The sequence below is a fragment of the Vibrio sp. SCSIO 43086 genome (assembly GCF_051132235.1).
Taxonomy (GTDB): domain Bacteria; phylum Pseudomonadota; class Gammaproteobacteria; order Enterobacterales; family Vibrionaceae; genus Vibrio; species Vibrio diabolicus.
The window spans coordinates 268478-295234 of the sequence record NZ_CP072677.1 but is presented as its reverse complement, the minus strand read 5'-3'; the positions used below and the strand labels follow the sequence as shown (position 1 = coordinate 295234).

Here is a 26757-nt window from a genome sequence, read left to right as displayed (position 1 = left end):
CTTACTTACGGAATGGGAAGTTAAAGGCAGCCAGCAGAGCACGGCCTTCCTCATCAGTACCAGCAGACGTCGTAATAGTGATGTCTAAACCGCGTACACGATCAACTTTATCAAAGTCGATTTCCGGGAAGATGATTTGCTCGCGAACGCCCATGCTGTAGTTACCGCGACCGTCAAAAGACTTAGCGCTAACACCACGGAAGTCACGTACACGTGGAAGAGCGATGTTAATTAAACGCTCAAGAAAATCCCACATACGTTCGCCACGCAAGGTTACTTTACAACCGATAGGGTAGCCTTCACGGATTTTGAAACCTGCAACAGATTTGCGCGCTTTTGTGATAAGTGGCTTTTGACCAGAGATCGTTGCCATATCAGACGCTGCATTTTCTAGCAGTTTCTTATCGTTGATTGCTTCACCAACACCCATGTTTAGGGTGATTTTCTCGATTCTAGGGACTTGCATGACGCTTGTGTAACCGAACTGTTTGGTCAGTTCAGCGACTACAGACGACTTGTAGTAATCATGCAGTTTCGCCATAGTAGAACTCCAAATTACTTCTATTAGTTAGAAACGGTTTCGCCGTTAGACTTGAAGAAACGAACTTTTTTGCCGTCTTCAAAACGGAAACCGATACGGTCAGCTTTACCAGTAGCTGCGTTGAAAATCGCCACGTTAGAAACGTCGATTGCTGCTTCTTGCTCTACGATACCGCCTTGGATACCCATAGCTGGAACAGGTTTCTGATGCTTCTTAACTAGGTTGATACCTTCAACGATAACTTTACCAGTTGCTAGAACCTTAGTTACTTTACCTTTCTTGCCTTTGTCTTTACCAGCAAGAACGATTACTTCGTCATTACGACGGATTTTAGCTGCCATTTCTACGTGCTCCTTACAGAACTTCTGGAGCCAGTGAAACGATCTTCATGAACTTATCGCCACGAAGTTCGCGTGTCACAGGACCAAAGATACGTGTACCGATTGGTTGCTCAGTATTGTCGTTTAGCAATACGCAAGCATTTCGGTCGAAGCGAATGACAGAACCGTCAGGACGACGTACGCCTTTACGGGTGCGCACTACCACCGCCTTCAGAACATCACCTTTTTTAACTTTACCGCGAGGGATTGCTTCCTTCACAGTAACTTTGATGACGTCACCGATATGTGCATAACGGCGGTGAGAGCCACCCAGAACCTTAATACACATTACGCTGCGTGCGCCTGAGTTATCAGCTGCGTCCAGCATACTTTGCATTTGGATCATGTTAGTGCTCCGCTAAATATTAATAACTAGACCCATCACGGGTCGGGCTGCCTCTTTAAAAGGGACGCGAATTGTACCACCCTTTTTTGTGATTGGGTAGTCAAAAAATAAACGGCTCCAAAAATATTTTGGAGCCGCTTTAGTTTCATAGAATTAACGAGATTAAATCTTCGCCTTTTCTAGAACTTTTACCAAAGTCCAAGACTTAGTCTTAGACAGTGGACGACACTCTGCGATTTCAACTGTGTCGCCTAGGCCACACTCGTTGTTCTCGTCATGTGCGTGTACTTTAGTCGTACGTTTTACGTATTTACCGTAGATTGGGTGTTTTACGAAACGTTCGATAGCAACAGTGATAGACTTGTCCATCTTATCGCTAACAACACGACCTTGTTGAGTACGTTTTACTTCGCTCATTATGCGCCTGCCTTCTCAGTCAAAACAGTTTTCACACGTGCGATATCACGGCGTACAGCTTTCAGAGTATGAGTTTGCTGTAGTTGACCAGTCGCAGCTTGCATGCGCAAGTTGAACTGTTCACGTAGCAAATTCATTAGCTCAGCGTTAAGCTCTTCAACGCTTTTCTCGCGTAGATCTTGTGCTTTCATCACATCACCTGCTTAGTTACAAATGTAGTTTTGAAAGGCAGTTTACGTGCCGCAAGACGGAACGCTTCACGTGCCAATTCTTCAGGTACACCACCCATTTCGTACATAACCTTACCAGGTTGGATTTGGGCTACCCAGTACTCAACGTTACCTTTACCCTTACCTTGACGAACTTCAAGTGGTTTTTCTGTGATTGGTTTGTCTGGGAACACACGGATCCAGATTTTACCTTGACGCTTAACGTGACGTGTCATTGCACGACGTGCCGCTTCGATTTGACGAGCAGTTAGACGACCACGGCCAACAGCTTTAAGACCGAATTCGCCGAAGCTTACATCAGTACCTTTAGCTAGACCACGGTTACGACCAGTCTGAACCTTACGGAACTTAGTACGTTTAGGTTGTAGCATCTGTCGACTCCTTACTTACGGCCTTTACGCTGCTTCTTAGGCTTGTCGCCTTTAGGCTCTACAGCGTTAGCTGCTGGCATACCACCTAGGATTTCACCTTTGAAGATCCAAGTTTTAATGCCGATCACACCGTATTGAGTGTGAGCCGAAGAAGTTGCGTAATCAATGTCAGCACGTAGAGTGTGTAGAGGCACACGGCCTTCACGGTACCACTCTGAACGTGCGATTTCAGCGCCGCCTAGACGACCGCTTACTTCCACTTTGATACCTTTAGCGCCTAGGCGCATTGCGTTTTGTACTGCGCGCTTCATAGCACGACGGAACATAACACGACGCTCTAGCTGAGACGCGATGCTGTCACCAACAAGTTGCGCATCTAGTTCAGGCTTACGTACTTCAGCGATGTTAATTTGCGCTGGTACACCTGCAATTTTAGCTACAGCTGCGCGTAGCTTCTCAACGTCTTCACCTTTCTTACCGATAACAACGCCTGGACGAGCTGTGTGAATAGTCACACGGATGCTCTTAGCAGGACGCTCGATAACGATACGTGATAGAGACGCTTTTTTCAGTTCACTTGTAAGGAACTGACGTACCTTGAAGTCGCCGTCTAGGTTGTCAGCGAAATCTTTGGTGTTAGCAAACCATGTAGCATTCCAAGGCTTAACGATGCCTAGACGAATACCATTTGGATGTACTTTTTGACCCATTGCTTACTCTCCTAGTCTCTAGCGATCTGCTACAACAACAGTGATGTGGCTTGAACGCTTCAAGATACGATCCGCACGACCTTTAGCACGAGGCATAATACGCTTCATGGTTGGGCCTTCATCTACAAAGATTTTTGCGACATTCAGATCGTCAATATCTGCACCTTCGTTGTGCTCCGCGTTAGCGATAGCAGACTCTAGAACTTTCTTAACTAGTGCAGCAGCTTTTTTGTTGCTGAACGTTAGGATTTCTAGAGCTTGGTCAACAGATTTACCACGGATTAGATCCGCAACTAAGCGAGCTTTCTGAGGCGAAATGCGAGCAAAGTTATGTTTAGCAATTGCTTCCATTATTTACTCCTTAGCGCTTCTTAGCTTTCTTATCCGCAGCGTGACCGCGGTAAGTACGTGTTGGTGCGAATTCACCCAGTTTGTGACCGATCATTTCATCAGTTACAAATACTGGTACGTGCTGACGACCATTATGGACAGCGATGGTCAAACCGATCATCGTAGGGATGATCATTGAACGACGGGACCAAGTCTTAATAGGCTTTTTGTCTCCGCTTTCCACCGCTTTCTCTACCTTCTTCAGCAAGTGTAGGTCAATAAAAGGACCTTTCTTGAGAGAACGTGGCATGGCGATTCCTCTTTATATAGATTACTTGTTACGACGACGTACGATGTACTTGTCAGTGCGTTTGTTCTTACGAGTCTTGAAGCCTTTAGTAGGCATACCCCAAGGAGATACTGGGTGACGACCACCAGAAGTACGGCCTTCACCACCACCGTGTGGGTGGTCAATCGGGTTCATTACAACACCACGAACCGTTGGACGGATACCGCGATGACGTGATGCACCTGCTTTACCAAGTTCACGTAGCATGTGCTCAGAGTTACCAACTTCACCGATTGTTGCACGGCCTTCAGAAAGAACTTTGCGCATCTCGCCAGAACGTAGACGGATAGTTACGTACGCACCGTCGCGAGCAACGATTTGAGCGTAAGCACCAGCCGAACGAGCTAGCTGACCACCTTTACCAGGCTTAAGTTCAACGTTATGTACTGTTGAACCTACTGGGATATTACGCATTGGTAGAGTGTTACCAGCTTTGATTGGTGCATCAACACCAGACTGAATAACATCACCAGCTACAACACCTTTAGGTGCTAGGATGTAGCGACGCTCACCGTCTTTGTAAAGAACTAGAGCAATGTTTGCGCTACGGTTTGGATCGTATTCAAGACGCTCAACTGTCGCTGGAATACCATCTTTAGTACGTTTGAAGTCAACTACACGGTAGTGGTGCTTGTGACCACCGCCGATGTGACGTACTGTGATACGACCCTTGTTGTTACGACCACCGTTCTTAGAGTTTTTCTCTAGAAGAGGTGCGTATGGCTTGCCCTTGTGTAGGTCAGCGTTAACAACTTTAACAACGTGACGACGACCAGGGGAAGTCGGCTTACATTTAACAATAGCCATTTTTAACTACTCCTGTTATTCCGCGCCGCCAACGAAGTCAAGATCTTGACCTTCTTTCAAAGTAACGTACGCTTTCTTAACGTCGCTGCGGCGACCTTGGCGTAGACCTTGACGTTTGGTCTTACCCTTAGTGATAAGAGTATTTACAGACTTAACTTCAACTTCAAATAGCTTTTCTACAGCTGCTTTGATCTCTTTTTTAGTCGCATCTTTAGCTACTTTGAAAACGATAGTGTTCGCTTTCTCAGCTGCCATAGTTGCTTTTTCAGAGATGTGCGGTGCACGTAGAACTTTTAGGATACGCTCTTCAGTGATCATGCTAGCATTTCCTCTACTTGCTTAACTGCTTCTGCAGTCATTACAACTTTGTCAAACGCGATTAGAGATACTGGATCGATACCAGCAACATCACGTGCGTCAACTTTGTATAGGTTACGAGCAGCTAGGAATAGATTCTCATCTACTTCGCTAGTCACGATTAGAGCGTCAGTTAGCTCAAGCTCTTTAAGCTTAGCAACTAGCTCTTTAGTCTTTGGTGCTTCAACTGAGAAGTTATCAACAACGATTAGACGCTCTTGACGAACAAGCTCAGAAAGAATGCTCTTCATAGCACCACGGTACATTTTTTTGTTTACTTTTTGGCTGTGATCTTGTGGTTTCGCAGCAAAAGTAACACCACCTGTACGCCAGATTGGGCTACGGATTGTACCAGCACGCGCACGGCCAGTACCTTTTTGACGCCATGGCTTAGCGCCACCGCCAGAAACTTCTGAACGTGTTTTTTGAGCACGAGTACCTTGACGAGCACCTGCTGCGTACGCAACAACTACTTGGTGTACAAGAGCTTCGTTAAACTCACGTCCGAAAGTAGTTTCGGAAACAGTTAGTGCATCGGCACCTTTAACCATTAGTTCCATTACTTACTCCTGAGACGTTATGCTTTAACAGCTGGTTTAACGATCACGTTGCCGCCAGTTGCGCCTGGGACTGCACCTTTAATAAGAAGCAGGTTGCGCTCAGCGTCAACACGTACGATCTCTAGGTTTTGAGTCGTTACACGCTCAGCACCCATGTGACCTGCCATTTTCTTGCCTTTAAATACGCGACCTGGAGTCTGACATTGACCGATAGAACCAGGAGCACGGTGAGACAATGAGTTACCGTGAGTCATATCTTGAGTACGGAAGTTCCAACGCTTAACAGCGCCTTGGAAACCTTTACCCTTAGATGTACCAGTAACGTCTACTTTCTTAGTTTCGTTGAATAGTTCAACAGTTAGTTCTGAACCAACTTCGAACTCTTCGCCGTTTTCTAAACGGAATTCCCAAAGACCGCGACCAGCTTCAACGCCAGCTTTAGCAAAGTGACCTGCTTCAGCTTTGTTTACGCGGTTAGCTTTCTTAGAACCAGCTGTAACCTGGATTGCTGCGTAGCCGTCAGTTTCAAGAGTTTTCACTTGAGAAACACGGTTAGCTTCAACCTCAACAACAGTTACTGGGATAGAAACGCCTTCTTCAGTAAATACGCGGGTCATGCCCACTTTACGACCGATTAGACCAATCATACTTCTAATCTCCCTTAACCTAGGCTAATTTGAACGTCAACGCCCGCAGCAAGGTCTAGACGCATTAGAGCATCAACAGTCTTGTCTGTTGGCTCAACGATGTCGATTAGACGCTTGTGAGTACGGATTTCGTACTGGTCACGTGCTTTCTTGTTAACGTGTGGAGAGATAAGAACTGTGAAACGCTCTTTACGAGTTGGCAGTGGGATTGGACCACGAACCTGTGCGCCAGTGCGCTTAGCTGTTTCAACGATTTCCGCTGTAGAAGCATCGATTAGTTTGTAATCGAAAGCTTTTAGGCGGATACGGATACGTTGGTTCTGCATGAGACAGAGCTCCAAATTTAATAAATTACACAAACAATATCGCCACTCAAACTCGTCAAGACGAGAGAATGCCGATTGATTTATGTGAAACCGTAGCATCCAAGATTAGGACGCATTGTCAGTTAATTTTCGATTAACTATCCCTATATGCCAAAGTCACCTTTGAGGATAGTTTTTCCGAAGAAAAGATAGCTAATTGTATTAACCGCGAACATAAGCTGAGTATACATTACCTCGCAAATCCTTAGATTTGCTCGCTCCTCACTGCTCATTGGTTCACAACTGGCTTAACCAGTGCGCTGCATTATACAGATCACACTTTAGGTTGCAAGCGCTGAGTGAAAAATAATCGGGAATATTCCAAACCCCATACATTCCTCTTCGCTTGGTAGCCATTAAAACAAAAAGGACGCCGAAGCGTCCTTTTCTAAACTGTAATCGTAATAGCGGCTGCTATTATTTCTTACCGCTTGATAGTGCACCGAAACGCTTGTTGAAGCGATCAACACGGCCGCCTGTATCAACGATACGTTGCTTACCAGTGTAGAATGGGTGACACTTGTCACATACGTCTAGGTGGATAGACTCTTTACCTAGAGTAGAGTTGAACTCAAAAGAGTTGCCGCAAGAACAAGTCGCTTTTACTGCTTTGTATTCTGGGTGGATACCAGCTTTCATGGGATAACCTCAATAGTAGGCCGTGTCGCTATACGAATCTAAGCCGCACACCACACGCAATTAATAATAAAATGGGATACCGCATCAACTAATTGCCGAAGCCATATCTCAAGGCGCGATATAGTAAAGAATCACATTGCTCGGATCAACACATTTGGCAACTTTTTCGCCACTTTTTTAGCCAGACTAATCATAGAGGCACGATTCACGCTGAATCACATGGCTTTACTCGAATTTCCATACCGATTTTAATAGACTCTCATTTCCTTTCCCTCTTTTTAATAGCTAAGAATTTATGCGTCCAACCATTGCTAGAGTGGCATTACCCGTTCCGCTCGACCAACAATTCGATTACGCCATTCCGGGGCACCTGTTTCCGATCATTGGTGGACGCGTTTCCGTACCTTTTGGACGCCAAACCTTAGTCGGCATCGTCACCGCCATGGTGAACCACTCCGACTTTCCTAAAGATCAGCTTAAGCCAATCAAAGCGGTATTAGACTCCCAACCGATATGGTCAGAGACGCTTTATTCTCTGCTAAATTGGTGCAGCCAGTTCTATCAGTACCCTCTAGGTGACACTCTACACAATGCAATGCCTGCCGCGCTGAGGAAAGGCAAACCGGCTGACTTTGCAACACTACAAGAATGGCAACTGACAGAAGCAGGAAGAAATAAGCTAATGCAAGGGCTTGGACGTGCAATAAAACAACAGCGTGCACTCCAAATGATGGTCAACGGACCGATCCCGCATCAAGAGCTCTTGGATCAAGAAGTAAACTCAACCATCTTAAAAAACCTCGAAGAAAAAGGTTGGGTCGAGCGCATCGAGAAAAAGCCGGTTATTACGAAATGGAGTCAAAATGTAGAGTGTGCGGTAGAGAAACCAAAGCTTAACCACGAACAAGCACTCGCGATTGCCAGCGTAAATAGCCAAACGGGCTTTGCTTGCTATTTATTAGAAGGGGTCACGGGATCCGGTAAAACCGAAGTTTACTTAAACCTTATCAAGCCCGTTCTAGAGCAAGGGAAGCAAGCATTAGTTTTAGTACCTGAGATCGGTCTAACGCCCCAAACCATCAACCGCTTTAAGCATCGATTTAATGTCCCGGTAGATGTGATTCATTCCGGTTTGAATGAAACAGAGCGTTTGAACGCCTGGTTATCGGCTCGCGATAAAGCCGCGGGAATCATCATTGGTACGCGCTCAGCCCTACTGACACCTTTTGCTGACTTGGGGATTATTATCGTTGATGAAGAGCATGACTCCTCTTATAAGCAACAAGACAGCTTGCGTTACCACGCTCGTGATGTTGCTGTCATGCGCGCCCATAAAGAGCAAGTGCCGATTGTCCTTGGCTCAGCGACGCCAGCGTTAGAAACCCTACATAATGCGCTGTCTGGTAAATATCACCATTTAACACTCACCCAACGAGCTGGCTCTGCCGTGCCAACCACCAATAAAGTGTTAGATGTAAAAGGTCAGTATTTAGAAAGTGGCTTATCCGCCCAACTGATTGCCGAAATGCGCAAACACTTAAAAATGGGCAATCAGGTTATGTTGTTTCTTAACCGCCGAGGTTTCTCGCCCGCTTTGATGTGCCATGAATGTGGTTGGATTGCAGAATGTAAACGCTGTGATGCGTACTATACGTTCCACCATTACAGCAACGAAATACGCTGCCATCACTGCGGCTCACAACAACCTGTCATTCATCAGTGTCAGGGATGTGGTTCAACTCAACTGGTTACCGTCGGCGTAGGAACGGAACAGCTCGAACAACAATTGGCTCAGTTGTTTCCAGAATACAAAGCCATTCGTATCGACAGAGACAGTACACGTCGTAAAGGTAGTTTGGAAGATGCCCTTGAATCGATTCGTAAAGGTGAATACCAAATACTGATAGGCACTCAAATGCTGGCTAAGGGGCACCACTTTCCAAATGTAACGCTCGTTGCTCTTTTGGATGTTGATGGCTCTTTGTATAGTAGTGATTTTCGCGCTTCGGAGCGATTAGCTCAGCTGTTTATTCAGGTCGCAGGTCGTGCTGGCCGAGCAAGTAAACCTGGCGAAGTGATCCTGCAAACTCACCATCCTGAGCACAGCTTGCTGCAAGCCCTACTTCAAAAAGACTATCGTCACTTTGCTATGACAGCTCTGGAAGAACGCAAACTGGCTCAGCTTCCGCCTTATAGTTTCTTGACTCTGTTTAAAGCAGAAGCAAACCAAAGTGAAGTGGTTGAAGACTTCTTACGTCAGGTTCGCTTTACCTTAGAATCGCACCCTTTATTTGACGACACTTGCATGGTGCTGGGTCCAACACCATCACCTCTCGCCAAACGCGCAGGCAAATACCGCTGGCAGCTGTTACTTCAAACCCAGCATCGTTCATTGATGCAAAAGTTATTAACCAGTGCCAAACCTGCTATTGAGTTGTTGCCAAATGCCAAGAAAGTTCGCTGGAATTTAGACATAGAGCCACAAGATCTCAGCTAGCAAACGTTTAACTATGTAATGAATTACCATTTAATGTGACGAGCATCACGACGGGATTGCAATTTTTGTTAAACAGACCGTAACTTTCACTTTAGAAATGAATAGACTATCCAAATTAGAAAAGTCTAAAGTGACTTGTTCGCACAGACTTAGATTAAAACAATGACTATTCCCACAAATTGATGTCGCAGTGAAGAATCCATTTTTCCACTTGTTAACACGAACTGAGCGAAGAGCGAACGCTGCTCTAACTCAGCGTGATTACTATGATTTCAAACCGGAATAACGTCATCTTGGCAAAAAAATAAACGAGAGGTTAAAAACTATGGCGACAATGAAGGATGTTGCCCAGCTTGCGGGAGTGTCTACGGCTACGGTATCTCGAGCATTAATGAACCCAGAGAAGGTCTCTTCTTCAACGAGAAAAAGAGTAGAAGATGCCGTACTTGAAGCGGGTTATTCTCCAAACTCATTAGCGCGTAACTTACGTAGAAACGAATCAAAAACCATTGTCACTATCGTTCCCGACATCTGTGATCCTTATTTTTCTGAAATTATTCGCGGCATTGAAGATGCTGCCATGGAACATGGCTATCTAGTCCTGCTGGGCGATAGCGGACAACAGAAGAAACGCGAAAGTTCTTTCGTTAACCTCGTATTTACTAAGCAGGCGGATGGAATGCTACTGCTTGGCACAGATCTACCGTTCGATGTCAGTAAGCCAGAACAAAAGAACTTACCTCCGATGGTAATGGCGTGTGAATTTGCGCCAGAGTTAGAACTTCCGACAGTACATATTGACAACCTGACCTCAGCATTTGAAGCGGTGAATTACCTAACCCAACTAGGTCATAAACGCATCGCTCAAATCTCTGGACCAGATACAGCAATATTGTGTCAGTTCCGCCAGCAAGGCTACCAACAAGCCCTGCGCCGTGCCGGCATCAATAAAGATCCACAATATAGTGTCATTACTGAGTTCTCTTTTGATGGCGGAGCAAAAGCCGTTCGTAAACTGCTCGAATTGCCAGAGCCACCAACGGCTATTTTCTGCCACTGTGACACAATGGCCATCGGCGCAATTCAAGAAGCGAAAAAGCTTGGCTTACGAGTACCGCAAGATCTCTCTGTTGTGGGCTTTGATGACATTAACTTCGCTCAGTACTGCGATCCACCGTTGACCACTATCTCTCAGCCTCGCTATGAGATTGGTCGACAAGCGATGCTAATGATGCTTGAGATGTTAAAAGGACACGACGTGCATTCAGGCTCGCGTCTACTTGAAACTAACCTCGTCATTCGCGGAAGTGCAGCGCCACCACAGCGCCCTTAACCTAAAGATTAGGTATTCATACCCAAAGCGGTGCTAAGGCGCCGCTTTTTATTTGCCCCTCCTGCTTTTTGTGTATCCCCGAATAAATATAAGCAAGAACGGAAACACACTCCTACACTCGGGCGTTGTCGCGCTTTAGCTATCAAGATTCTATCAATAGGGTGTTTTCTCAACTCGTTCTGGATTAACATATTTGCAAGAATCCTTGATGACCAGAAATAACCGTGGCAAATAGAGATTATGTAAGACGGGGGCGAGGCGCCCCAAAAAAGTCGACAAAAAAACAGCCGCCGAGAAGAAAAAAACCTTGGCGTAGTGGCCTGCTCGCTATCTTGCTCGTGGGTGGTTTTGGCTATGGTCTTTACCTTTTGAGTAGCGACCCAGAACCCAAACAACCTGTCGTGAAGCAGCCAACAACCACTGTAAGCAAACCAAAGCCGAAAAAAGACTTGCCGCCACCACCAGAAGAAAAGTGGGAATATGTTGAGTCACTACCGAAACGTGAAGTTGAAGTTGTGGCCAAAGAAATTGAAGTTTCTAAAATTCCTTACATCATGCAGTGTGGCGCGTACAAAACCCAGGCACAAGCGGAAGAGCGCAAGCTTGCAATCGCGTTCCAAGGGATGTCGAGCAAGATTCGTAAGAAAGAAGGCAGTTCATGGTATCGCGTGGTGCTAGGTCCGTATAAGTTCAAACGTGATGCAGAACGTGACCGTCATAAACTGCAACGCGCGAAAATCGAGCCATGTGCGATTTGGAAAGAAAATCTTTAAACTCAGGCCCTAGGAGCTAAGATCCTAGGGCCTTTCTTTTTGCCCCCTTGAATCCCTATTTTCCCTCCCCCATATACTGAATTAAATCCAAAGAGAAATAATCAAGAGGTCGACTGTGACTACCATTGTATCTGTACGTCGAAATAATAAAGTCGTCATCGCGGGTGATGGCCAAGTATCTCTAGGCAATACCGTAATGAAAGGTAATGCGCGCAAAGTTCGCCGCTTATATAACAACCAAGTACTAGCGGGCTTTGCCGGCGGTACTGCGGATGCCTTCACCCTTTTTGAGCGCTTCGAAAGCAAACTGCAAATGCACCAAGGTCACCTAACTAAAGCGGCAGTTGAGCTAGCCAAAGACTGGCGTAGCGATCGTGCTCTGCGCAAGCTCGAAGCCTTACTTGCCGTTGCCGACGAAACTGCATCGTTAATCATTACTGGTAATGGTGATGTCGTACAGCCAGAACACGACCTGATTGCGATTGGCTCTGGTGGTGCTTACGCACAAGCTGCAGCAACCGCCCTACTAGAAAACACAGATCTAGATGCTCGTGAGATCGCGGAAAAAGCCCTCAACATCGCGGGTGATATTTGTGTCTTCACCAACCACCACCACACAGTAGAAGAGCTAGACTCAACGGTAGAGCCTGAAAAACCAACCGCGTAATCGTAACGAAGTAAGGAAAGAATATGTCTGAAATGACGCCTCGCGAAATCGTTCATGAATTGAACCGCCACATTATCGGTCAAGAAAAAGCCAAGCGTTCGGTTGCGATTGCACTTCGTAACCGCTGGCGCCGTATGCAGCTTGAAGAAAGTTTGCGTGCCGAAGTGACGCCAAAAAACATTTTGATGATTGGTCCTACTGGTGTTGGTAAGACTGAAATAGCACGCCGCCTCGCAAAACTGGCAAATGCACCATTCATCAAAGTTGAAGCGACAAAATTCACAGAAGTGGGTTACGTTGGTAAAGAAGTTGAAACCATCATCCGTGACCTGACTGATGTCGCTGTGAAAATGACGCATCAACAAGCGATGGAAAAAGTAAAATTCCGCGCTGAAGAGCAAGCGGAAGAACGCATTCTTGATGCGCTACTGCCACCAGCACGTGATAGCTGGGGTCAAGCAGAGCAAACGGAAGAGTCTTCTCACACTCGCCAGATTTTCCGTAAAAAATTGCGTGAAGGCCAGCTGGACGATAAAGAAATTGAAATCGACGTAGCCGCACCGCAAATGGGCGTAGAGATCATGGCGCCCCCAGGTATGGAAGAGATGACAAATCAGCTGCAAGGCATGTTCCAAAACCTAGCTGGCGATACTAAGAAAAAGCGTAAGCTGAAAATCAAAGACGCAATGAAAGCGTTAGCGGAAGAAGAAGCGGCAAAACTGGTTAACCAAGAAGAGCTAAAAGAAGCGGCGATTTTCAACGTTGAAAACAACGGCATCGTATTTATCGATGAGATCGACAAGATCTGTAAACGCGGAGAGAGCTCAGGCCCAGACGTTTCACGCGAAGGTGTTCAGCGCGACCTACTTCCATTGATTGAAGGTAGCACGGTATCAACCAAGCACGGCATGGTAAAAACAGACCACATTCTGTTTGTTGCATCTGGTGCATTCCAAGTGGCAAAACCATCTGACTTGATCCCAGAATTGCAAGGTCGTCTACCAATTCGTGTTGAGCTAGAAGCACTAAGCAGCAACGACTTCAAACGCATTCTGACAGAGCCAAAAGCCTCTCTAACAGAGCAGTACGTTGCGTTGATGAAAACGGAAGATGTGGACATCGAGTTCACAGAAGATGGCATCACGCAAATCGCGGAAGCGGCATGGACGGTCAACGAAAGCACAGAAAACATCGGTGCTCGTCGCTTGCATACCGTTATGGAGCGCTTAATGGATGAAATCTCTTACGATGCAGCAGAGCAATCTGGCGCGAAGTTTGTTATCGATGCCGCTTATGTGAAAGAGCGCCTAGGCGACACGATTGAAGATGAAGATCTAAGCCGCTTTATTCTTTAATCGTAATCTATCCCACCAAAGCCCAGAGCCTTGTTTCTGGGCTTTTTGTTTAGAATGGCGGTTACTTTGGCAACAGCTAAATCAAAAGAACTCGTCATTCTAGCGAGCTCCAGCGAGACTAAGAATCTAGTAGCAGCACACCCTATTCTTTCCAGCTCACCTTAACCACCGCACAATCGGACGATTGATTCTGAATCACACTCGTTCCTCGTTGTTCAGAATGGCGGTGACTTTGACAACAGCTAAATCAAAAGATCTCGTTATTCTAGCGAGCTCAAGCGAGACTAAGAACCTAGTAACAGCAAACGCCTATTCTTCCGAACTCGCCTTCACCACTACACAATCGGACGATAGATTCTGAATCACACTCGTTCCTCGTTGTTCAGAATGACGGTGGCTTTGACAACATCTAAATCAAAAGATCTGGTCATGCTAGCTAGCTCAAGCGAGACTAAGAATCTGCTGACAGCAGACGCCTACTCTTCATCTCTCACCTTAACCACCGCACAATCGGATGATAGATTCTGAATCACCTCGTTCCTCGTTGTTCAGAATGGCGGTGGCTTTGACAACATCTAAATCAAAAGATCTCGTCATTCTAGCGAGCTCAAGCGAGACTAAGAATCTAATAGCAGCGTTCTCCGTACCCTCCACTTTCCAAAAAGAGGGCTATTTTATCGCCTCAAATATCGAAACTGCTTTCCTTCTCCTTCACCATTTGACTTTTAGTTGAGTTGTTTTAGGTCAATAGCGTATCTGCCTCTTTGTGCTTATACTGGGCACATTGGTTACTAGCACGAAATTTCCATGAAACAATCTTTACAGATCTGGCTTGAAGCCGCTCGCCCAAAAACACTACCTCTGGCATTAGTCTCTATCTTAACGGGTAGTGTACTCGCCTACTCGGCGGGTCATTTTTCACCGACAATTGCCATCATGGCTTTCGTAACCGCGACGTTGCTGCAAATTCTATCCAATCTTGCGAACGACTACGGCGATGCCGTTCAAGGTACAGATAACGACAAACGCCTTGGCCCATTACGAGCGATGCAGTCTGGCGCGGTAAGTGCGAAACAGATGAAACAGGCGATTATCTTTAACATCGTTCTGACCGCCATTTCTGGCTTAGTGTTAGTTTTCTATTCACTAAGCTCACTAGAAAGCATTGTGACGTTTATCGGGCTGGGAATTTTAGCCATCCTCGCGGCGATTGCTTACACCATGGGTAGCAAACCATACGGTTACGTGGGGCTTGGCGATATTTCAGTTTTCTTGTTTTTTGGTTTACTCGGCGTATCCGGTACCTATTTCTTGCATACTGGTCACGTAGATACCACGCTATTCTTACCTGCTCTAGGCTGCGGTTTACTCGCCGTTGCAGTACTCAACATCAACAATATGCGTGATATCGAGAACGACCGAGAGTGTGGTAAACGCACAGTCGCAGTGCGTTTGGGTCAACGCAAAGCCAAGCAGTATCACTTTGTTTTACTTGGCGGTGCTATTCTTGCCTTTGCGGCTTACTTGTTAATTCAAGACAAACCCGTTTGGATTAGCTTGCCATTTTTACTTAGTATTTATTTCGTGGCCGATCATGGTAAAGCGGTTTGGCATACACAAAAGCCTGCTCAGATAGCACCAATGATGCCAGTCATCGTGAAATGTTCTTTAGTCACCAACGTTTTGTTTGCAACAATTGTGGTAGCTCAAACTCTAGTAAGTTAAAAAAGGATTGTCATTGCATTGACTTAATGCCTAGATATACTCAAAGACAACCAATTTCTGTTTAGAAAGGTACGCTATGGAATACAATACCTCAGCACTCTGTGATATCTACCTCGATCAGGTAGATGTGGTTGAACCAATGTTCAGTAATTTTGGCGGTCGCGCTTCATTTGCCGGGCAAATCACCACCATCAAGTGTTTTGAAGATAATTCGTTGATCCGCGAGACATTAGAGCAAGATGGACTTGGTCGCGTTTTGTTAATTGACGGTGGCGGTTCCCTACGTAAAGCCCTTATCGATGCAGAAATCGCAACTATTGCGGAAGAAAACGAGTGGGAAGGCATTGTCGTTTACGGCTGTGTTCGTGAAGTAGATGAACTTGAAGATATGAACTTAGGCATTCAAGCCCTCGCTTCTATTCCTGTTGGAGCGACCAGCCAGGGTATCGGCGAATTAGATATACCAGTCAACTTTGGCGGCGTCAGCTTCTTACCTGAAGATTATATTTATGCTGATAGCACTGGGATCATCCTGTCGCCTGAGCCATTGAATATTGATTTAGAGTTGGATGAAGAAGAATAACGAGTCTTAGGTACCTAAGTTATAGGACCTTCTCTTGGCTATCAGAATCGAGCTTGTCCTAACGATTTTCAACTTGCCCAAAACACAAACACCCGCTTAACGCGGGTGTTTTTAATTTGGAATGAAGAAGCCGGATTATTCCACTTCGTCCATTTTGCCAAGTAGTGCACGAATGCGCTCTTGCCATTGCGCGTGCTCTTGTTGTGCTTGCTGTGCTTTTTGCTCTAGCTCTTCACGTTGAGAGCGAAGCTCGTTCGCTTCTTCCGCAAGTTTTGCTTTATCTTCTTTCAGCTCTTCGACTTCCATCTGAAGAAGAGTGATTGTGTCAACTGCAGTTTGAATTTTAGATTCTAGTTGTTCTAGTACTTCAAAAGACATCTTGGCCTACCTATGTTATTCCGTTGGGACGATGTGCAAGATTGATGCACACCTAACCTATATAAGGTTCATTCTACTCAGCGTCGCGATGAGAAACACTCACTATATTCGATATTTCGCATCATTCGGTCAAAAAATCGGCGCAATCTCACTAAACGCTGACTTTTCTTATCGCCGAAGCATTTTTGAGCAAGGATTTTGCCTCCCACAACGCTGAAAATCGCCCTAAGTATTGATCAAATTCAAGTTAGATAAAGTAAAAGCTCCGCAAAAAGGCAAACGTTTACCCTGCGTTGTGATAGAATCGCCGCGCAAATTCTTCTTCCCTCTTGCTTACTTGGAGACATCATGAAACGCGATTTAGCAATGGCATTTTCCCGTGTGACTGAAGGTGCAGCTTTGGCTGGTTACAAATGGCTTGGCCGTGGCGATAAAAATGCAGCCGATGGCGCAGCTGTTGAAGTTATGCGCACCCTACTGAACAAAACAGATATCAGTGGTGAAATTGTCATTGGTGAGGGTGAAATCGATGATGCGCCAATGCTATACATTGGTGAGCAAGTGGGTATTGGTGGTGATGAAGTAGATATTGCAGTCGACCCGATTGAAGGGACGCGCATGACGGCAATGGGGCAATCAAACGCACTAGCCGTACTTGCCGCAGGTGAGAAAGGCAGCTTTCTTAAAGCGCCAGATATGTACATGGAAAAACTGGTTGTTGGCCCTGGTGCAAAAGGCGTGATTGACTTAGAAAAGCCGTTAAAAGAGAACCTAGAAAACGTAGCAAAAGCCCTGAACAAACCACTTGATACCTTAGTCGTTATTACCCTTGCGAAACCTCGCCACGATGACGTTATTGCAGAAATGCAAGCAATGGGCGTACGTGTCTTTGCGGTGCCTGATGGTGACGTGGCTGCCTCTATTCTGACTTGTATGCCAGACAGTGAAGTGGACATGATGTACTGTATTGGCGGCGCGCCAGAAGGGGTCGTCTCAGCCGCGGTGATTCGAGCGCTAGACGGTGACATGCACGGTCGTCTACTTCCGCGTCACGAAGTAAAAGGCGATACTGAAGAAAACCGCATTTACGGCGCAGACGAACTAAAACGCTGCGATGAAATGGGCGTAAAAGCGAATGTTGTCCTCAAAATGGAAGACATGGCACGCAGCGACAACGTGGTATTCTCAGCAACAGGCATTACTAAAGGTGACTTGCTAGAAGGCATCTCTCGCCAAGGCAATATCGCAACCACAGAAACGCTGCTCGTGCGTGGTCGATGCCGTACTATTCGTCGTATTAAGTCGACTCACTACCTAGATCGTAAAGATCCAGAAGTGCGTGATATTATTCTTTAGCATTTCTCGAGGCTCTAGCCAATCTGAGTTGGAGCCTTTCTTTCTCACACTCGTTTCTCGCTGTTCAGAGTGGCGATATATATTGGTTCGCATGAACATAGACCCAACAGATCCCCACTCAAACTAAGTCAACACTTTTCTTTACTAACCCTATCGCGCATAATATGTACTGACGTATAAATGGTGGGTATATGAAGACCGTAGATAGGATATTGCAAATCGTTAAGCGTGATGGTTCCGTCACTGCAAAACAACTCTCTTCTGAACTGGGTATGACAACTATGGGGGCACGTCAGCACCTTCAGAGTTTAGAAGATGATGGCATCCTGTCTATTCATGACGTCAAAGTCAAAGTGGGTCGCCCCGCTCGCCATTGGTCTCTCACTCAGAAAGGTCATGAGCAATTTGCTGACCGTCACGGTGAGTTGACCATTCAGTTTATAGAGGCTGTCGAACACATTTTTGGCAAAGATGGACTGGACAAAGTCACATCGGAAAGAGAAAAACTCACGTTACAAAGTTATCGTCAGCATCTTGAGCAATGTAACTCTCTGCAAAGCAAACTAGAAACTCTTGTGACACTCAGAGAGCAAGAAGGCTATATGGCCGAGCTTGAGCAAGATGAGAACGGATTTATCTTGATCGAAAATCACTGCCCGATTTGTAAAGCCGCAACTCGCTGCCCAAGCTTGTGCCAATCGGAATTGAGCGTCTTTCAGTCTTTGCTTGGACGTGACACCAAAATAGAGCGCACCGAGCATATCATTAGCGGTCAAAGACGCTGCGTGTACCGCATCCAACAACTGCAGTAACCACCACAAACAAACATCGACATGCCGCACTTATTCAATCTCAAGCCTGAAAGCTTCTCTTATAAATGAGACGGCTGAAGAATTCATCCTCTCTCCTCTTTCTAGTGGTATAGGCTTTTAGTAACTAAAGGCAATTTCCATAAGGATTTGGAGAACATTGATGTCTACTCTACGTCACTACTCTTCTCAAACGCTTCCGCCATTCGATGAAATGGTTCGAATGGCTGAGCGAGACCCAGAAGCTTTTGAGCAATTTCGTCATGAAATGGCAAAAGAGATGATCGAAAGCGCATCAGAAAACATGCAAGAAAGACTGTGGGCTCAGCAAAGCCACATCGATAGGGTCATCAGCACGTGTAAAAACCCTCACCACACCAATGTGGTATTGATGAACGAATTACAAAAACAGGTCGTGAAGTTCAGAGCGGCTCTACAAGGGGAAACGGCACCGACTCAAAAAGCGGATGTGGTTAGCTTAGAGGCATTTAAAGGTAGGGATGATTTTTACTGATACTCTGTAGATAGATCGAGAAAGTTAGGGTTCGTTTCTCTTACCAAGGCTAACTTCCACTCACGCTTCCACTGCTTGAGCTGCTTTTCTCGGTTTATAGCAGTAGCCATATCGTCGAATAACTCAAAGTAAACGAGCTTATGAACGTTGTATTTCTTAGTAAATCCTTCCACTACTCCGTTTTTATGTTGCCATATTCTTTGGGGCATCTGACTGGTAACACCAATGTAAAGAACGGCGTTGTTGTTTGACGTTAGGATATAAACGCAAGGTGTCCTATCGATGATTCATTCTCCTTCATGATTCGCTGTTACTTTTCCATTGTAATTCAATCGCTCAGTTCAAACTCGGAGCGCTCTGTGCGTAGATTCTGAATCACACTCGTGCCTCGTTGTTCAGAATGACGGTGACTTTAATAAGCTCTAGGTCAAAAGCGTTCGTCATTCTAGCGAGCTCAAACGAGACTAAAAATCTGGTAACAGCAAGCTCCTATTCTTTCGCACTCACCTTAGCCACTGCTCAACCGGATGATAGATTCTGAATCACCTCGTTCCTCGTTGTTCAGAATGACAGTGGCTTTAACAGTCTCTAAATCAAAAGAGTTCGTCATTCTAGCGAGCCTTAGCGAGACTAAGAATCTGGTAACAGCAAGCTCCTATTCTCTCCCGCTCACCTTAGCCACAGCTCAAGCGGACGATAGATTCTGAATCATGCTCGTCCCTCACTGTTCAGAATGACGGTTAAAATAGCAAGCTCTAGATCAAAAAAGCTAGTCATTCTAGCGAGCTCCAGCGAGACTAAGAATCAAGTAACAGCAAACTCCTATTCTTTCCCACTCACCTTAGCTACTGCTCAAGCGGACGATAGATTCTGAATCACGCTCGTACCTCGTTGTTCAGAATGACCGTCACTATAGCAAGCTCTAAAGTAAAGGAGTTCGTCATTCTTGCGAGCTCCAGCGAGACTAAGAATCAAGTAACAGCAAACTCCTATTCTTACCCACTCACCTTAACCACTTCGCAACCAGACAATATATTCTGAATCACGCTCGTACCTCGTTGTTCAGAATGACGGTTATAATAGCAAGCCCTAGACCAAAGGAGTTCGTCATTCTAGCGAGCCTCAGCGAGACTAAGAGTCTACTTTCAGCGAGCACGTTACTTAAAGCGATTACTCCGGCTCAGGGCCATATTGGTTTGGTCCTGATGTCCCCTTTAAGAAGCCACATTCAATTAGAATCCATAAACCACAAATCAGAGAAATGGATGCAACGAACATTTGCGGTGTCGACGGCTCTTGTGCGACAGGGCTGGTCATTGGCGTAGCGATTCGTCCGATAATCAGCGGAATATTCAGCGCTAGCCAATAGATTGATTTGTCGCGGTCATGCCAACGCTTGGTGGTGATCGCCAAATCAGGGATTAACAAAATCACCAAGAAAATAGGGAGAAGTAAATAGGAGAAAGTAGGAAATAGCTTACTGATTCCAGCACCAAAACCTAGAATAGAGACATAGTAAATGACGTTCCAAATCCAGTAGGTTTTACGGTTTATACGCCCTTGAAAAGAAAACAGTAACTCTTTAGTCGACATCAAATTTTACCCCAAAATAGAAAGGTTATAGATTAGCCGAGTCGATATAGTTTGGAAAGTACACCTGCAGTGTAAGCGCCAACAACGCCGTTATAACAAGCAGAGAGACTAAGCTCAAGCAACGATAAACACTCGATAAGGCCTATTAGCTTTCAGTTCCCTTGCATCTCGCGATGCTTAACCCTACTCGTTATTCTCAAGAAACTCTGTTCAACCTAATTCACTACCTTCTGGAAGCTTTCTACGTCCATGTCTCGGATGTTGACCGTTAAGCTGTGCACGTGACTGGCTTGCTCTTGAAGTGTCGCCATCAAGGCTCGTGACAGTTCCCGCTTCTGCTCTTGGGAACGGCCAGATAGCAAATCAAAGTTGATATGGATAAAGTCGAGGCTATCGCCCTCTTCCCCAATTAACCAATTGTGGCACCTGAGCGTTCTAGATTTCACTGACGCGAGTTCAAAAAGGCCACTCTCTAACGCCGTTTTATGTAAATCCTCCAGCAACCCCTGAACATTGACGCGTTCTTCCACCGAGTTTGAATACTCTAAAACGAGATTTGGCATTTTGATTCCTTTCTACAACAATTAACTCCAGCGCGTAGTAATACCAATCTCAGCAGCAATTTCCGAGGAATGAACTATCATTCTGTCTACGTGATCACCAATCGATTGCTTTTGACAAAAATAACAGGATCGATGCTTGGTCGAATCAGTAAAGAAAGCCGGACAAGACATGACGCCAATCATGATCTGTTCACATTATTCTGTTATATTCCTACGTAGATTTTTTACATTAATTGACTATTTACATTAAAGATAAGGGAGATATTCCTATGCGTCGTCCTGTAGTGATGGGTAACTGGAAACTAAACGGTAGCAAAGCAATGGTAACTGAGCTGCTAACTGGTCTTAACGCTGAGCTTGAAGGCGTTGAAGGTGTTGACGTAGCAGTCGCTCCACCAGCACTTTACATCGACCTAGCAGAGCGCGTAATCGCTGAAGGCGGTAACAAGATCATCCTAGGTGCTCAAAACACTGACCTAAACAACAGCGGTGCGTTCACTGGCGATATGTCTCCAGAAATGCTGAAAGATTTCGGTGCTACTCACATCATCATCGGTCACTCAGAGCGTCGTGAATACCACAACGAATCTGACGAGTTCATCGCGAAGAAATTCAACTTCCTAAAAGAAAACGGCCTAACTCCTGTTTTCTGTATCGGTGAATCTGAAGCGCAAAACGAAGCTGGCGAAACTGAAGCTGTATGTGCACGTCAAATCAACGCAGTTATCGACACTTACGGTGTTGAAGCTCTAAACGGCGCAATCATCGCTTACGAACCAATCTGGGCTATCGGTACTGGTAAAGCAGCAACAGCTGAAGATGCACAACGCATCCACGCTTCTATCCGTGCACTAATCGCAGCGAAAGACGAAGCAGTTGCAGCACAAGTAATCATCCAATACGGCGGTTCTGTTAAGCCAGAAAACGCTGAAGCTTACTTCTCACAACCAGACATCGACGGTGCTCTAGTTGGCGGCGCTTCTCTAGACGCGAAAAGCTTCGCGGCAATCGCTAAAGCAGCGGCAAAAGAAAAAGCTTAATCTCGTTTTTACTCAGAGTCGAAATAACAAAGGGATGCATCATGCATCCCTTTTTGTTTGCGTGTTATCCACTCGGAGTACACCGATAGGAAGTTCTGAATTATGCTGGCTCGGCAATTTTCACGGTTGGTTTTTTCGCGAGCTCCGCACTGGAATCCTTCTTATAAAGGTTCTCGTAGCAGTAATTTGTTGCTTCAATGTAGCCTTCTACGCTACCGCAATCAAAGCGCTGACCTTTAAATTTGTATGCCAAAACACAACCAGATTGAGCTTGTTGCATCAACGCATCGGTGATTTGAATCTCGCCACCTTTACCCGGCTCTGTATTTTCAATCAGCTCAAAGATATCAGGGGTCAGAATGTAGCGACCAATAATCGCTAGATTGCTAGGTGCAGTACCTGGCTCTGGCTTTTCAACCATGTTATCAATGCGGAAGATATCATCTTTGATCATCTCGCCAGCAATCACACCGTATTTATGCGTTTCTGATTCCGGCACTTCTTGTACCGCAACGATTGAACAGCGGAACTGTTTGTACAGCTCAACCATTTGAGCTAGAACGCCTTTGTCCTCATTCACACAAAGGTCATCCGCAAGCACTACAGCAAACGGTTCATCACCGACCAATTCACGTCCCGTAAGAATAGCGTGACCTAAGCCTTTCATTTCACGCTGACGGATGTAAGTGTAACTCGCAGAATCAATCAAAGAACGAATATCATCAAGCAGCGCTTCTTTACTTGTACCGCTAATTTGATGCTCTAGCTCGTAGTTTTTATCAAAGTGATCCATTAACGAGTGCTTACCACGACCAGTGACGATGCACATACCGTCCATACCGGCTTCAATCGCTTCTTCAACACCGTATTCAATCAATGGCTTGTTCACCACTGGCATCATTTCTTTCGGCATCGACTTAGTTGCAGGAAGGAAACGTGTACCGTAACCCGCAGCAGGGAATAAACATTTTTTAATCATAACCATTACCAACTAAAAGAAAGGCTCCCTTAAGGGAGCCTATTATATTATTTGAATATAAAGACTAATTAATCACTACCGAACAGGTCGCGGGTGTAAACTTTATTAGCCACATCAGCTAGTTCTTCCACCATGCGGTTAGAAACAATGACATCAGACATTTGTTTGAATTCTTCAATATCGCGGATAACAGCAGAGTGGAAGAACTCATCTTCCTTAAGTACTGGCTCGTACACCACTACTTCAATACCTTTCGCTTTAATACGCTTCATAATGCCTTGAATAGACGAAGCGCGGAAGTTATCTGAACCAGCTTTCATAATTAAGCGGTAAATACCCACGACTTTTGGTTCTCGCTTGAGAATAGACTCTGCGACAAAATCTTTACGAGTGCGGTTCGCATCAACGATTGCACCAATAATGTTATTAGGAACTTCTTGGTAGTTTGCTAACAATTGCTTTGTATCTTTTGGTAAGCAGTAACCACCATAACCGAATGACGGATTGTTGTAGTGATTGCCAATACGAGGGTCTAAGCCAACACCTTCAATAATTTGGCGAGCATCAAGGTTGTGTGCTTCAGCATACGAATCTAACTCATTGAAGTAAGCTACGCGCATCGCGAGGTATGTGTTTGAGAACAACTTAACCGCTTCTGCTTCTGTAGAGTCAGTAAACAGAACCGAGATGTCTTCTTTTACCGCACCTTCAACCAAAAGGTTAGCGAACTTCTCTGCACGTTCGCTGCGTTCACCAACGATTATGCGAGACGGGTGGAGGTTATCGTAAAGTGCTTTACCTTCACGAAGAAACTCTGGAGAGAACATAACATTCTGACAACCGAGCTCCTCTTTAATACGCGCAGTATAACCCACAGGTACAGTCGACTTAATCACCATAACCGCATCTGGATTAATTGCCATCACATCTTTAATCACTGCTTCAACTGAAGAAGTATTAAAGTAGTTCGTTTGAGGGTCATAATCCGTTGGTGTGGCAATAACAACAAACTCTGCGCCTTTGTAAGCCAGCTCTTTATCTAGCGTCGCGACAAAGTTGAGCTCTTTGTTTGCAAGAAAATGTTCGATTTCCGCATCAACAATTGGAGACTTCTTGTCGTTCAACAAGTCCACTTTTTCTTGGATAATATCAACCGCCACAACCTCATGGTTTTGTGACAATAACATGGCATTGGACAAACCGACGTAGCCCGTGCCTGCTACAGCAATTTTCATTTTTATTTCCTATTATTTAACTGACGCTAGCATATCAAAATACCTGCACTCTCGGTAGAGTACAGTGATTAACTCAAAGCCTAACTAGCAACACAACTTAATTCAATTGAGTACCCAAGTAACGCAAATAAGCGTTGCGGATTCGCTGCCTGTTCTGCTCAAAGTACTCTTGGCCATAACGGCCTCGGTTAAAGTAGCGACGAAGCATGCTATTATCCATCACAAGTTCATCCCCTTGGTCTGCCGCTAAGTAGTTATAATCATTGCCAACTCGTGTCGTAACGTTGAAATCATAAGCCTCGTTACCACGAACTTGTATCACTCCCGGTGACATATCACGCCATGGCGTTAATGGCAGCTTTACCGACACAGTGACAAACTGCTCTTCGTCTGTATCGTTAAACTTTGTCACCTGATAACTTGCGGATACTTCTATGTCTTCAAACCAATGTGATGTCGTGAATTTTGCGCCAACATCCCCTTTCCAAAACTCGCCAGCAGTCGCATTAAACTGCCAATCCCACTCTGGCATAGAGAATGTGTAACGAGTTAAAAAGGTTTGGCGATCTGGGTTCGCATAACCATTTTTGTCTTTTTCGTCTTGATGTTGGAAATAGCTCATCTCTAATCCCAACCAATGGTTGCCCGATTGAGAGAACCAAGCTGATTCACTACGCGCACCGATATAGTCCGATTTAACCAAGCCTAGAGATACTTGGTTGGCTATATCGACATATGGCAAACGGAAGAACTGATGTACCATTGCACGCTCAATCTCGTTCTCGTATACGCTGTCTTCGAAATACCCGCCCTCTTCAAAATCATCACTTTCTGCTAAAGGTAAAATATGACGAACATCTATTGCCGCGCCAGACCATAGGTAGGTGTATAAGTTGCTGGACATGGCAAAAGAGTAATCATACACACCGTACTCGGTTGCTACGCCATGCCTTACCATAGGGGAAAATACGATCTGCGAATCTAAAGTGCCTGAATTGACTCGTTCCGTTTTCCAATCAACCATGTCTAATCTTTCCGACAAGCCGCGCGTGATAAACTGAATGTCATCACAAGATGCGCTGCCATTGACAAAACTTTGGTAACAGTTAGAGTCAGACAAAACGCTGACCACTGGTTTTTGGTTGGCAAGCATCACAAGTTCAAATTGACCCGATGCAGCGCCAATATCTTGCGCCGCATTTTGACCGAAATAACTCGATACAATCCCCAGAGCTACACCTAATCCATCTGCTTGATTATGGTTGTATCGACGGTTCTCTAAAGCCACCACGACTCTACCATTGACTAACCCCACTTGAACATTAACGAAACCTTCGTTTTTTAACGCACTCACCAAAGTTAAGATCGAAGCATCTTGAAACTTCTTCTGCTCTACAAAAAGCTTATCTATCAAAGAAATATCGTTTTGAAAAAAGCTAACTGAGCGTGTGTAATCAGATATCAGAGGGATTGAAAAAGCGGCATTCCATACATTTTTAGTATCAGTGTCATGGCCTGAATAGACCTGATAACTAAGGGAAGCTGTTATATCATACGGGAGCAGCTCTTTTGGCGTAAAAATTTTTACTGAAGAATTAAACTCTTCTGAGTCGTACTCACCTACCAACTGAATAAAATTGAATGGTTGGTACTCAACACCACCAAATGGGCCATCCATAACACCAAGCGGAATATCTGACTGACCATACCCCAACGACATTCGAACTGGAGCAAAATCGAAAGAGTAGTCAGCAACTATATAATTCGTATTAAAGTAGTTTAACTCTCCTCCAAGATCTTGCACGCCAACTGCCAACTTGAGTTTATTAAAATCTTTAAAAAAAGGAAGTTGATACTTAAAAGAGGCTGATAGGTCTCTAACACTCCCCACAACAAACCCATTAGAACTATAGTCTTCAGTCACGATTCGGCCTTGTGCCTCTAACCCTTCGATTAGTCCGAGAGAGAACGTTAAAGACTCTATATCAGAGACGTTATTCCTAAGCGGTAACCCATGTGCAAAGTCAAAGCCAAAGCTCCCGTAGTTTTGAACTTGGGCATTGGGTATAAAAGTCAAACCAGTAAAACTTTGGTTAGAAGGTAATTCTTTTAAGGATGTTGCAAGCGTTTCGCCTGTATATAGAGATAATGCAAAAAATACAATCCCTAGTGCATTAGGTTTATTTACCATCATTCCATTTTCAATATATTAAGTTTGCATTCAGAATGCAGAAGTTAATCGCTAACCATAACAGTAATAAAAAATATCGAAATGATTAATAACGACATAAATGTTCTTTTATTAAGG

Annotated in this window: 33 protein-coding genes; 11 read left to right on the top strand and 22 right to left on the bottom strand. The window is 45.1% G+C overall.

Going from position 1 to position 26757, the window contains the following annotated elements; genetic code table 11:
* Nucleotide 1 precedes the first annotated feature (1 nt).
* The 15 genes from rplE to rpmE form a co-directional block, all read right to left on the bottom strand.
* A complete protein-coding gene (gene rplE / locus J8Z23_RS01400; RefSeq protein ID WP_005379573.1) occupies nucleotides 2-541 on the bottom strand; it encodes a 50S ribosomal protein L5 in 540 nt (179 codons plus the stop codon).
* Between the two features lie 23 nt (nucleotides 542-564).
* Nucleotides 565-882: a 50S ribosomal protein L24 gene (rplX, locus tag J8Z23_RS01395; RefSeq protein ID WP_005379574.1), complete on the bottom strand. Its 318-nt coding sequence runs from the start codon at nucleotides 880-882 to the stop codon at nucleotides 565-567.
* 13 nt (nucleotides 883-895) lie between these two features.
* On the bottom strand, nucleotides 896-1267 hold the full coding sequence (gene rplN, locus J8Z23_RS01390) for a 50S ribosomal protein L14 (RefSeq protein WP_004410450.1): 372 nt from the start codon (nucleotides 1265-1267) through the stop codon (nucleotides 896-898).
* A 162-nt stretch (nucleotides 1268-1429) separates the two neighbouring features.
* Nucleotides 1430-1684, bottom strand: a complete 255-nt coding sequence (rpsQ, locus tag J8Z23_RS01385) for a 30S ribosomal protein S17 (RefSeq protein ID WP_005379575.1) — start codon at nucleotides 1682-1684, stop codon at nucleotides 1430-1432.
* A complete protein-coding gene (gene rpmC, locus J8Z23_RS01380; protein ID WP_005379576.1) occupies nucleotides 1684-1875 on the bottom strand; it encodes a 50S ribosomal protein L29 in 192 nt (63 codons plus the stop codon). Before rpmC ends, rpsQ begins: the two co-directional genes overlap by 1 nt.
* Nucleotides 1875-2285: a 50S ribosomal protein L16 gene (gene rplP, locus J8Z23_RS01375; RefSeq protein WP_005379577.1), complete on the bottom strand. Its 411-nt coding sequence runs from the start codon at nucleotides 2283-2285 to the stop codon at nucleotides 1875-1877. The genes rpmC and rplP overlap by 1 nt, the downstream gene beginning before the upstream one ends.
* Nucleotides 2286-2296: 11 nt before the next feature.
* Nucleotides 2297-2995 (bottom strand): 30S ribosomal protein S3, encoded by a 699-nt coding sequence (gene rpsC / locus J8Z23_RS01370; protein WP_005383161.1) that lies wholly within the window; start codon nucleotides 2993-2995, stop codon nucleotides 2297-2299.
* An 18-nt stretch (nucleotides 2996-3013) separates the two neighbouring features.
* On the bottom strand, nucleotides 3014-3346 hold the full coding sequence (gene rplV / locus J8Z23_RS01365; protein WP_005383164.1) for a 50S ribosomal protein L22: 333 nt from the start codon (nucleotides 3344-3346) through the stop codon (nucleotides 3014-3016).
* Between the two features lie 10 nt (nucleotides 3347-3356).
* Nucleotides 3357-3635, bottom strand: coding sequence for a 30S ribosomal protein S19 (gene rpsS / locus J8Z23_RS01360; protein WP_004394525.1), 279 nt, complete (start codon nucleotides 3633-3635; stop codon nucleotides 3357-3359).
* 21 nt (nucleotides 3636-3656) lie between these two features.
* Nucleotides 3657-4481 carry a 50S ribosomal protein L2 gene (gene rplB, locus J8Z23_RS01355; protein ID WP_005383168.1) on the bottom strand — a complete coding sequence of 275 codons (825 nt, stop codon included), beginning with the start codon at nucleotides 4479-4481 and terminating at the stop codon, nucleotides 3657-3659.
* Nucleotides 4482-4496: 15 nt separating this feature from the next.
* The gene (rplW, locus tag J8Z23_RS01350; protein ID WP_004398471.1) at nucleotides 4497-4799 is read right to left on the bottom strand and encodes a 50S ribosomal protein L23; all 303 of its coding nucleotides are present in this window, start codon (nucleotides 4797-4799) and stop codon (nucleotides 4497-4499) included.
* Nucleotides 4796-5398 carry a 50S ribosomal protein L4 gene (gene rplD, locus J8Z23_RS01345; RefSeq protein WP_005379556.1) on the bottom strand — a complete coding sequence of 201 codons (603 nt, stop codon included), beginning with the start codon at nucleotides 5396-5398 and terminating at the stop codon, nucleotides 4796-4798. Before rplD ends, rplW begins: the two co-directional genes overlap by 4 nt.
* A 17-nt stretch (nucleotides 5399-5415) precedes the next feature.
* Complete coding sequence (rplC, locus tag J8Z23_RS01340; RefSeq protein WP_005379555.1) at nucleotides 5416-6045, bottom strand: 50S ribosomal protein L3; 630 nt, start codon at nucleotides 6043-6045, stop codon at nucleotides 5416-5418.
* A gap of 14 nt (nucleotides 6046-6059) precedes the next feature.
* Nucleotides 6060-6371, bottom strand: coding sequence for a 30S ribosomal protein S10 (rpsJ, locus tag J8Z23_RS01335; RefSeq protein ID WP_004410492.1), 312 nt, complete (start codon nucleotides 6369-6371; stop codon nucleotides 6060-6062).
* A 456-nt stretch (nucleotides 6372-6827) separates the two neighbouring features.
* Nucleotides 6828-7049: a 50S ribosomal protein L31 gene (gene rpmE, locus J8Z23_RS01330; protein WP_005379546.1), complete on the bottom strand. Its 222-nt coding sequence runs from the start codon at nucleotides 7047-7049 to the stop codon at nucleotides 6828-6830.
* A gap of 295 nt (nucleotides 7050-7344) precedes the next feature.
* On the opposite strand from rpmE, the gene priA reads away from it, so the two are divergent.
* The 7 genes from priA to rraA all read left to right on the top strand — a co-directional run bounded on the left by priA (nucleotide 7345) and on the right by rraA (nucleotide 15982).
* Nucleotides 7345-9546 carry a primosomal protein N' gene (gene priA / locus J8Z23_RS01325; protein ID WP_434634577.1) on the top strand — a complete coding sequence of 734 codons (2202 nt, stop codon included), beginning with the start codon at nucleotides 7345-7347 and terminating at the stop codon, nucleotides 9544-9546.
* Nucleotides 9547-9871: 325 nt separating this feature from the next.
* Entirely contained in the window at nucleotides 9872-10879 is a 1008-nt protein-coding gene (gene cytR / locus J8Z23_RS01320; protein ID WP_005379543.1) for a DNA-binding transcriptional regulator CytR, read from the top strand.
* 224 nt (nucleotides 10880-11103) lie between these two features.
* The gene (gene ftsN, locus J8Z23_RS01315; protein WP_017820300.1) at nucleotides 11104-11652 is read left to right on the top strand and encodes a cell division protein FtsN; all 549 of its coding nucleotides are present in this window, start codon (nucleotides 11104-11106) and stop codon (nucleotides 11650-11652) included.
* A 115-nt stretch (nucleotides 11653-11767) separates the two neighbouring features.
* Entirely contained in the window at nucleotides 11768-12319 is a 552-nt protein-coding gene (hslV, locus tag J8Z23_RS01310) for an ATP-dependent protease subunit HslV (protein ID WP_005383176.1), read from the top strand.
* Between the two features lie 23 nt (nucleotides 12320-12342).
* Nucleotides 12343-13674, top strand: coding sequence for an HslU--HslV peptidase ATPase subunit (gene hslU, locus J8Z23_RS01305; protein ID WP_006742475.1), 1332 nt, complete (start codon nucleotides 12343-12345; stop codon nucleotides 13672-13674).
* A gap of 807 nt (nucleotides 13675-14481) precedes the next feature.
* Nucleotides 14482-15399 carry a 1,4-dihydroxy-2-naphthoate polyprenyltransferase gene (locus J8Z23_RS01300; protein WP_047009017.1) on the top strand — a complete coding sequence of 306 codons (918 nt, stop codon included), beginning with the start codon at nucleotides 14482-14484 and terminating at the stop codon, nucleotides 15397-15399.
* Between the two features lie 76 nt (nucleotides 15400-15475).
* On the top strand, nucleotides 15476-15982 hold the full coding sequence (rraA, locus tag J8Z23_RS01295) for a ribonuclease E activity regulator RraA (protein ID WP_434634571.1): 507 nt from the start codon (nucleotides 15476-15478) through the stop codon (nucleotides 15980-15982).
* A 135-nt stretch (nucleotides 15983-16117) separates the two neighbouring features.
* Here rraA and zapB read toward each other — a convergent pair whose 3' ends face one another.
* Nucleotides 16118-16360 (bottom strand): cell division protein ZapB, encoded by a 243-nt coding sequence (gene zapB / locus J8Z23_RS01290; protein ID WP_005379536.1) that lies wholly within the window; start codon nucleotides 16358-16360, stop codon nucleotides 16118-16120.
* Between the two features lie 348 nt (nucleotides 16361-16708).
* Here zapB and glpX point away from each other — a divergent pair, with 348 nt between their 5' ends.
* From glpX to J8Z23_RS01275, 3 genes are all read left to right on the top strand, one after another.
* Nucleotides 16709-17716, top strand: a complete 1008-nt coding sequence (gene glpX, locus J8Z23_RS01285) for a class II fructose-bisphosphatase (protein WP_005383180.1) — start codon at nucleotides 16709-16711, stop codon at nucleotides 17714-17716.
* Between the two features lie 191 nt (nucleotides 17717-17907).
* Nucleotides 17908-18528 (top strand): helix-turn-helix transcriptional regulator, encoded by a 621-nt coding sequence (locus J8Z23_RS01280; RefSeq protein WP_048626579.1) that lies wholly within the window; start codon nucleotides 17908-17910, stop codon nucleotides 18526-18528.
* 160 nt (nucleotides 18529-18688) lie between these two features.
* A complete protein-coding gene (locus J8Z23_RS01275; RefSeq protein WP_085342723.1) occupies nucleotides 18689-19039 on the top strand; it encodes a DUF3135 domain-containing protein in 351 nt (116 codons plus the stop codon).
* On the opposite strand, the gene J8Z23_RS01270 is transcribed toward J8Z23_RS01275, so the two are convergent.
* The 3 genes from J8Z23_RS01270 to J8Z23_RS01260 form a co-directional block, all read right to left on the bottom strand.
* Nucleotides 19033-19248, bottom strand: coding sequence for a GIY-YIG nuclease family protein (locus J8Z23_RS01270; protein WP_420918773.1), 216 nt, complete (start codon nucleotides 19246-19248; stop codon nucleotides 19033-19035). The two genes, J8Z23_RS01275 and J8Z23_RS01270, sit on opposite strands and share 7 nt — an antisense overlap.
* 961 nt (nucleotides 19249-20209) lie before the next feature.
* Complete coding sequence (locus J8Z23_RS01265) at nucleotides 20210-20632, bottom strand: DUF805 domain-containing protein (RefSeq protein ID WP_434634565.1); 423 nt, start codon at nucleotides 20630-20632, stop codon at nucleotides 20210-20212.
* Nucleotides 20633-20847: 215 nt separating this feature from the next.
* A complete protein-coding gene (locus tag J8Z23_RS01260) occupies nucleotides 20848-21195 on the bottom strand; it encodes a 5-carboxymethyl-2-hydroxymuconate Delta-isomerase (RefSeq protein WP_114323085.1) in 348 nt (115 codons plus the stop codon).
* A 269-nt stretch (nucleotides 21196-21464) separates the two neighbouring features.
* On the opposite strand from J8Z23_RS01260, the gene tpiA reads away from it, so the two are divergent.
* The gene (tpiA, locus tag J8Z23_RS01255; protein ID WP_434634562.1) at nucleotides 21465-22235 is read left to right on the top strand and encodes a triose-phosphate isomerase; all 771 of its coding nucleotides are present in this window, start codon (nucleotides 21465-21467) and stop codon (nucleotides 22233-22235) included.
* A 100-nt stretch (nucleotides 22236-22335) separates the two neighbouring features.
* Here tpiA and galU read toward each other — a convergent pair whose 3' ends face one another.
* The 3 genes from galU to J8Z23_RS01240 all read right to left on the bottom strand — a co-directional run bounded on the left by galU (nucleotide 22336) and on the right by J8Z23_RS01240 (nucleotide 26640).
* A complete protein-coding gene (galU, locus tag J8Z23_RS01250) occupies nucleotides 22336-23214 on the bottom strand; it encodes a UTP--glucose-1-phosphate uridylyltransferase GalU (RefSeq protein ID WP_005397961.1) in 879 nt (292 codons plus the stop codon).
* Nucleotides 23215-23282: 68 nt separating this feature from the next.
* Entirely contained in the window at nucleotides 23283-24449 is a 1167-nt protein-coding gene (locus J8Z23_RS01245) for a nucleotide sugar dehydrogenase (RefSeq protein ID WP_053807569.1), read from the bottom strand.
* Nucleotides 24450-24546: 97 nt separating this feature from the next.
* Complete coding sequence (locus J8Z23_RS01240; RefSeq protein ID WP_434635283.1) at nucleotides 24547-26640, bottom strand: YjbH domain-containing protein; 2094 nt, start codon at nucleotides 26638-26640, stop codon at nucleotides 24547-24549.
* Nucleotides 26641-26757 lie beyond the last annotated feature (117 nt).

Coding starts and splice junctions, on each gene's coding strand:
- rplE (WP_005379573.1), bottom strand. CDS start 541: ATGGCGAAACTGCATGATTACTACAAGTCGTCTGTAGTCGCTGAACTG.
- rplX (WP_005379574.1), bottom strand. CDS start 882: ATGGCAGCTAAAATCCGTCGTAATGACGAAGTAATCGTTCTTGCTGGT.
- rplN (WP_004410450.1), bottom strand. CDS start 1,267: ATGATCCAAATGCAAAGTATGCTGGACGCAGCTGATAACTCAGGCGCA.
- rpsQ (WP_005379575.1), bottom strand. CDS start 1,684: ATGAGCGAAGTAAAACGTACTCAACAAGGTCGTGTTGTTAGCGATAAG.
- rpmC (WP_005379576.1), bottom strand. CDS start 1,875: ATGAAAGCACAAGATCTACGCGAGAAAAGCGTTGAAGAGCTTAACGCT.
- rplP (WP_005379577.1), bottom strand. CDS start 2,285: ATGCTACAACCTAAACGTACTAAGTTCCGTAAGGTTCAGACTGGTCGT.
- rpsC (WP_005383161.1), bottom strand. CDS start 2,995: ATGGGTCAAAAAGTACATCCAAATGGTATTCGTCTAGGCATCGTTAAG.
- rplV (WP_005383164.1), bottom strand. CDS start 3,346: ATGGAAGCAATTGCTAAACATAACTTTGCTCGCATTTCGCCTCAGAAA.
- rpsS (WP_004394525.1), bottom strand. CDS start 3,635: ATGCCACGTTCTCTCAAGAAAGGTCCTTTTATTGACCTACACTTGCTG.
- rplB (WP_005383168.1), bottom strand. CDS start 4,481: ATGGCTATTGTTAAATGTAAGCCGACTTCCCCTGGTCGTCGTCACGTT.
- rplW (WP_004398471.1), bottom strand. CDS start 4,799: ATGATCACTGAAGAGCGTATCCTAAAAGTTCTACGTGCACCGCACATC.
- rplD (WP_005379556.1), bottom strand. CDS start 5,398: ATGGAACTAATGGTTAAAGGTGCCGATGCACTAACTGTTTCCGAAACT.
- rplC (WP_005379555.1), bottom strand. CDS start 6,045: ATGATTGGTCTAATCGGTCGTAAAGTGGGCATGACCCGCGTATTTACT.
- rpsJ (WP_004410492.1), bottom strand. CDS start 6,371: ATGCAGAACCAACGTATCCGTATCCGCCTAAAAGCTTTCGATTACAAA.
- rpmE (WP_005379546.1), bottom strand. CDS start 7,049: ATGAAAGCTGGTATCCACCCAGAATACAAAGCAGTAAAAGCGACTTGT.
- priA (WP_434634577.1), top strand. CDS start 7,345: ATGCGTCCAACCATTGCTAGAGTGGCATTACCCGTTCCGCTCGACCAA.
- cytR (WP_005379543.1), top strand. CDS start 9,872: ATGGCGACAATGAAGGATGTTGCCCAGCTTGCGGGAGTGTCTACGGCT.
- hslU (WP_006742475.1), top strand. CDS start 12,343: ATGTCTGAAATGACGCCTCGCGAAATCGTTCATGAATTGAACCGCCAC.
- J8Z23_RS01300 (WP_047009017.1), top strand. CDS start 14,482: ATGAAACAATCTTTACAGATCTGGCTTGAAGCCGCTCGCCCAAAAACA.
- rraA (WP_434634571.1), top strand. CDS start 15,476: ATGGAATACAATACCTCAGCACTCTGTGATATCTACCTCGATCAGGTA.
- zapB (WP_005379536.1), bottom strand. CDS start 16,360: ATGTCTTTTGAAGTACTAGAACAACTAGAATCTAAAATTCAAACTGCA.
- glpX (WP_005383180.1), top strand. CDS start 16,709: ATGAAACGCGATTTAGCAATGGCATTTTCCCGTGTGACTGAAGGTGCA.
- J8Z23_RS01280 (WP_048626579.1), top strand. CDS start 17,908: ATGAAGACCGTAGATAGGATATTGCAAATCGTTAAGCGTGATGGTTCC.
- J8Z23_RS01275 (WP_085342723.1), top strand. CDS start 18,689: ATGTCTACTCTACGTCACTACTCTTCTCAAACGCTTCCGCCATTCGAT.
- J8Z23_RS01270 (WP_420918773.1), bottom strand. CDS start 19,248: ATGCCCCAAAGAATATGGCAACATAAAAACGGAGTAGTGGAAGGATTT.
- J8Z23_RS01265 (WP_434634565.1), bottom strand. CDS start 20,632: ATGTCGACTAAAGAGTTACTGTTTTCTTTTCAAGGGCGTATAAACCGT.
- J8Z23_RS01260 (WP_114323085.1), bottom strand. CDS start 21,195: ATGCCAAATCTCGTTTTAGAGTATTCAAACTCGGTGGAAGAACGCGTC.
- tpiA (WP_434634562.1), top strand. CDS start 21,465: ATGCGTCGTCCTGTAGTGATGGGTAACTGGAAACTAAACGGTAGCAAA.
- galU (WP_005397961.1), bottom strand. CDS start 23,214: ATGATTAAAAAATGTTTATTCCCTGCTGCGGGTTACGGTACACGTTTC.
- J8Z23_RS01245 (WP_053807569.1), bottom strand. CDS start 24,449: ATGAAAATTGCTGTAGCAGGCACGGGCTACGTCGGTTTGTCCAATGCC.
- J8Z23_RS01240 (WP_434635283.1), bottom strand. CDS start 26,640: ATGGTAAATAAACCTAATGCACTAGGGATTGTATTTTTTGCATTATCT.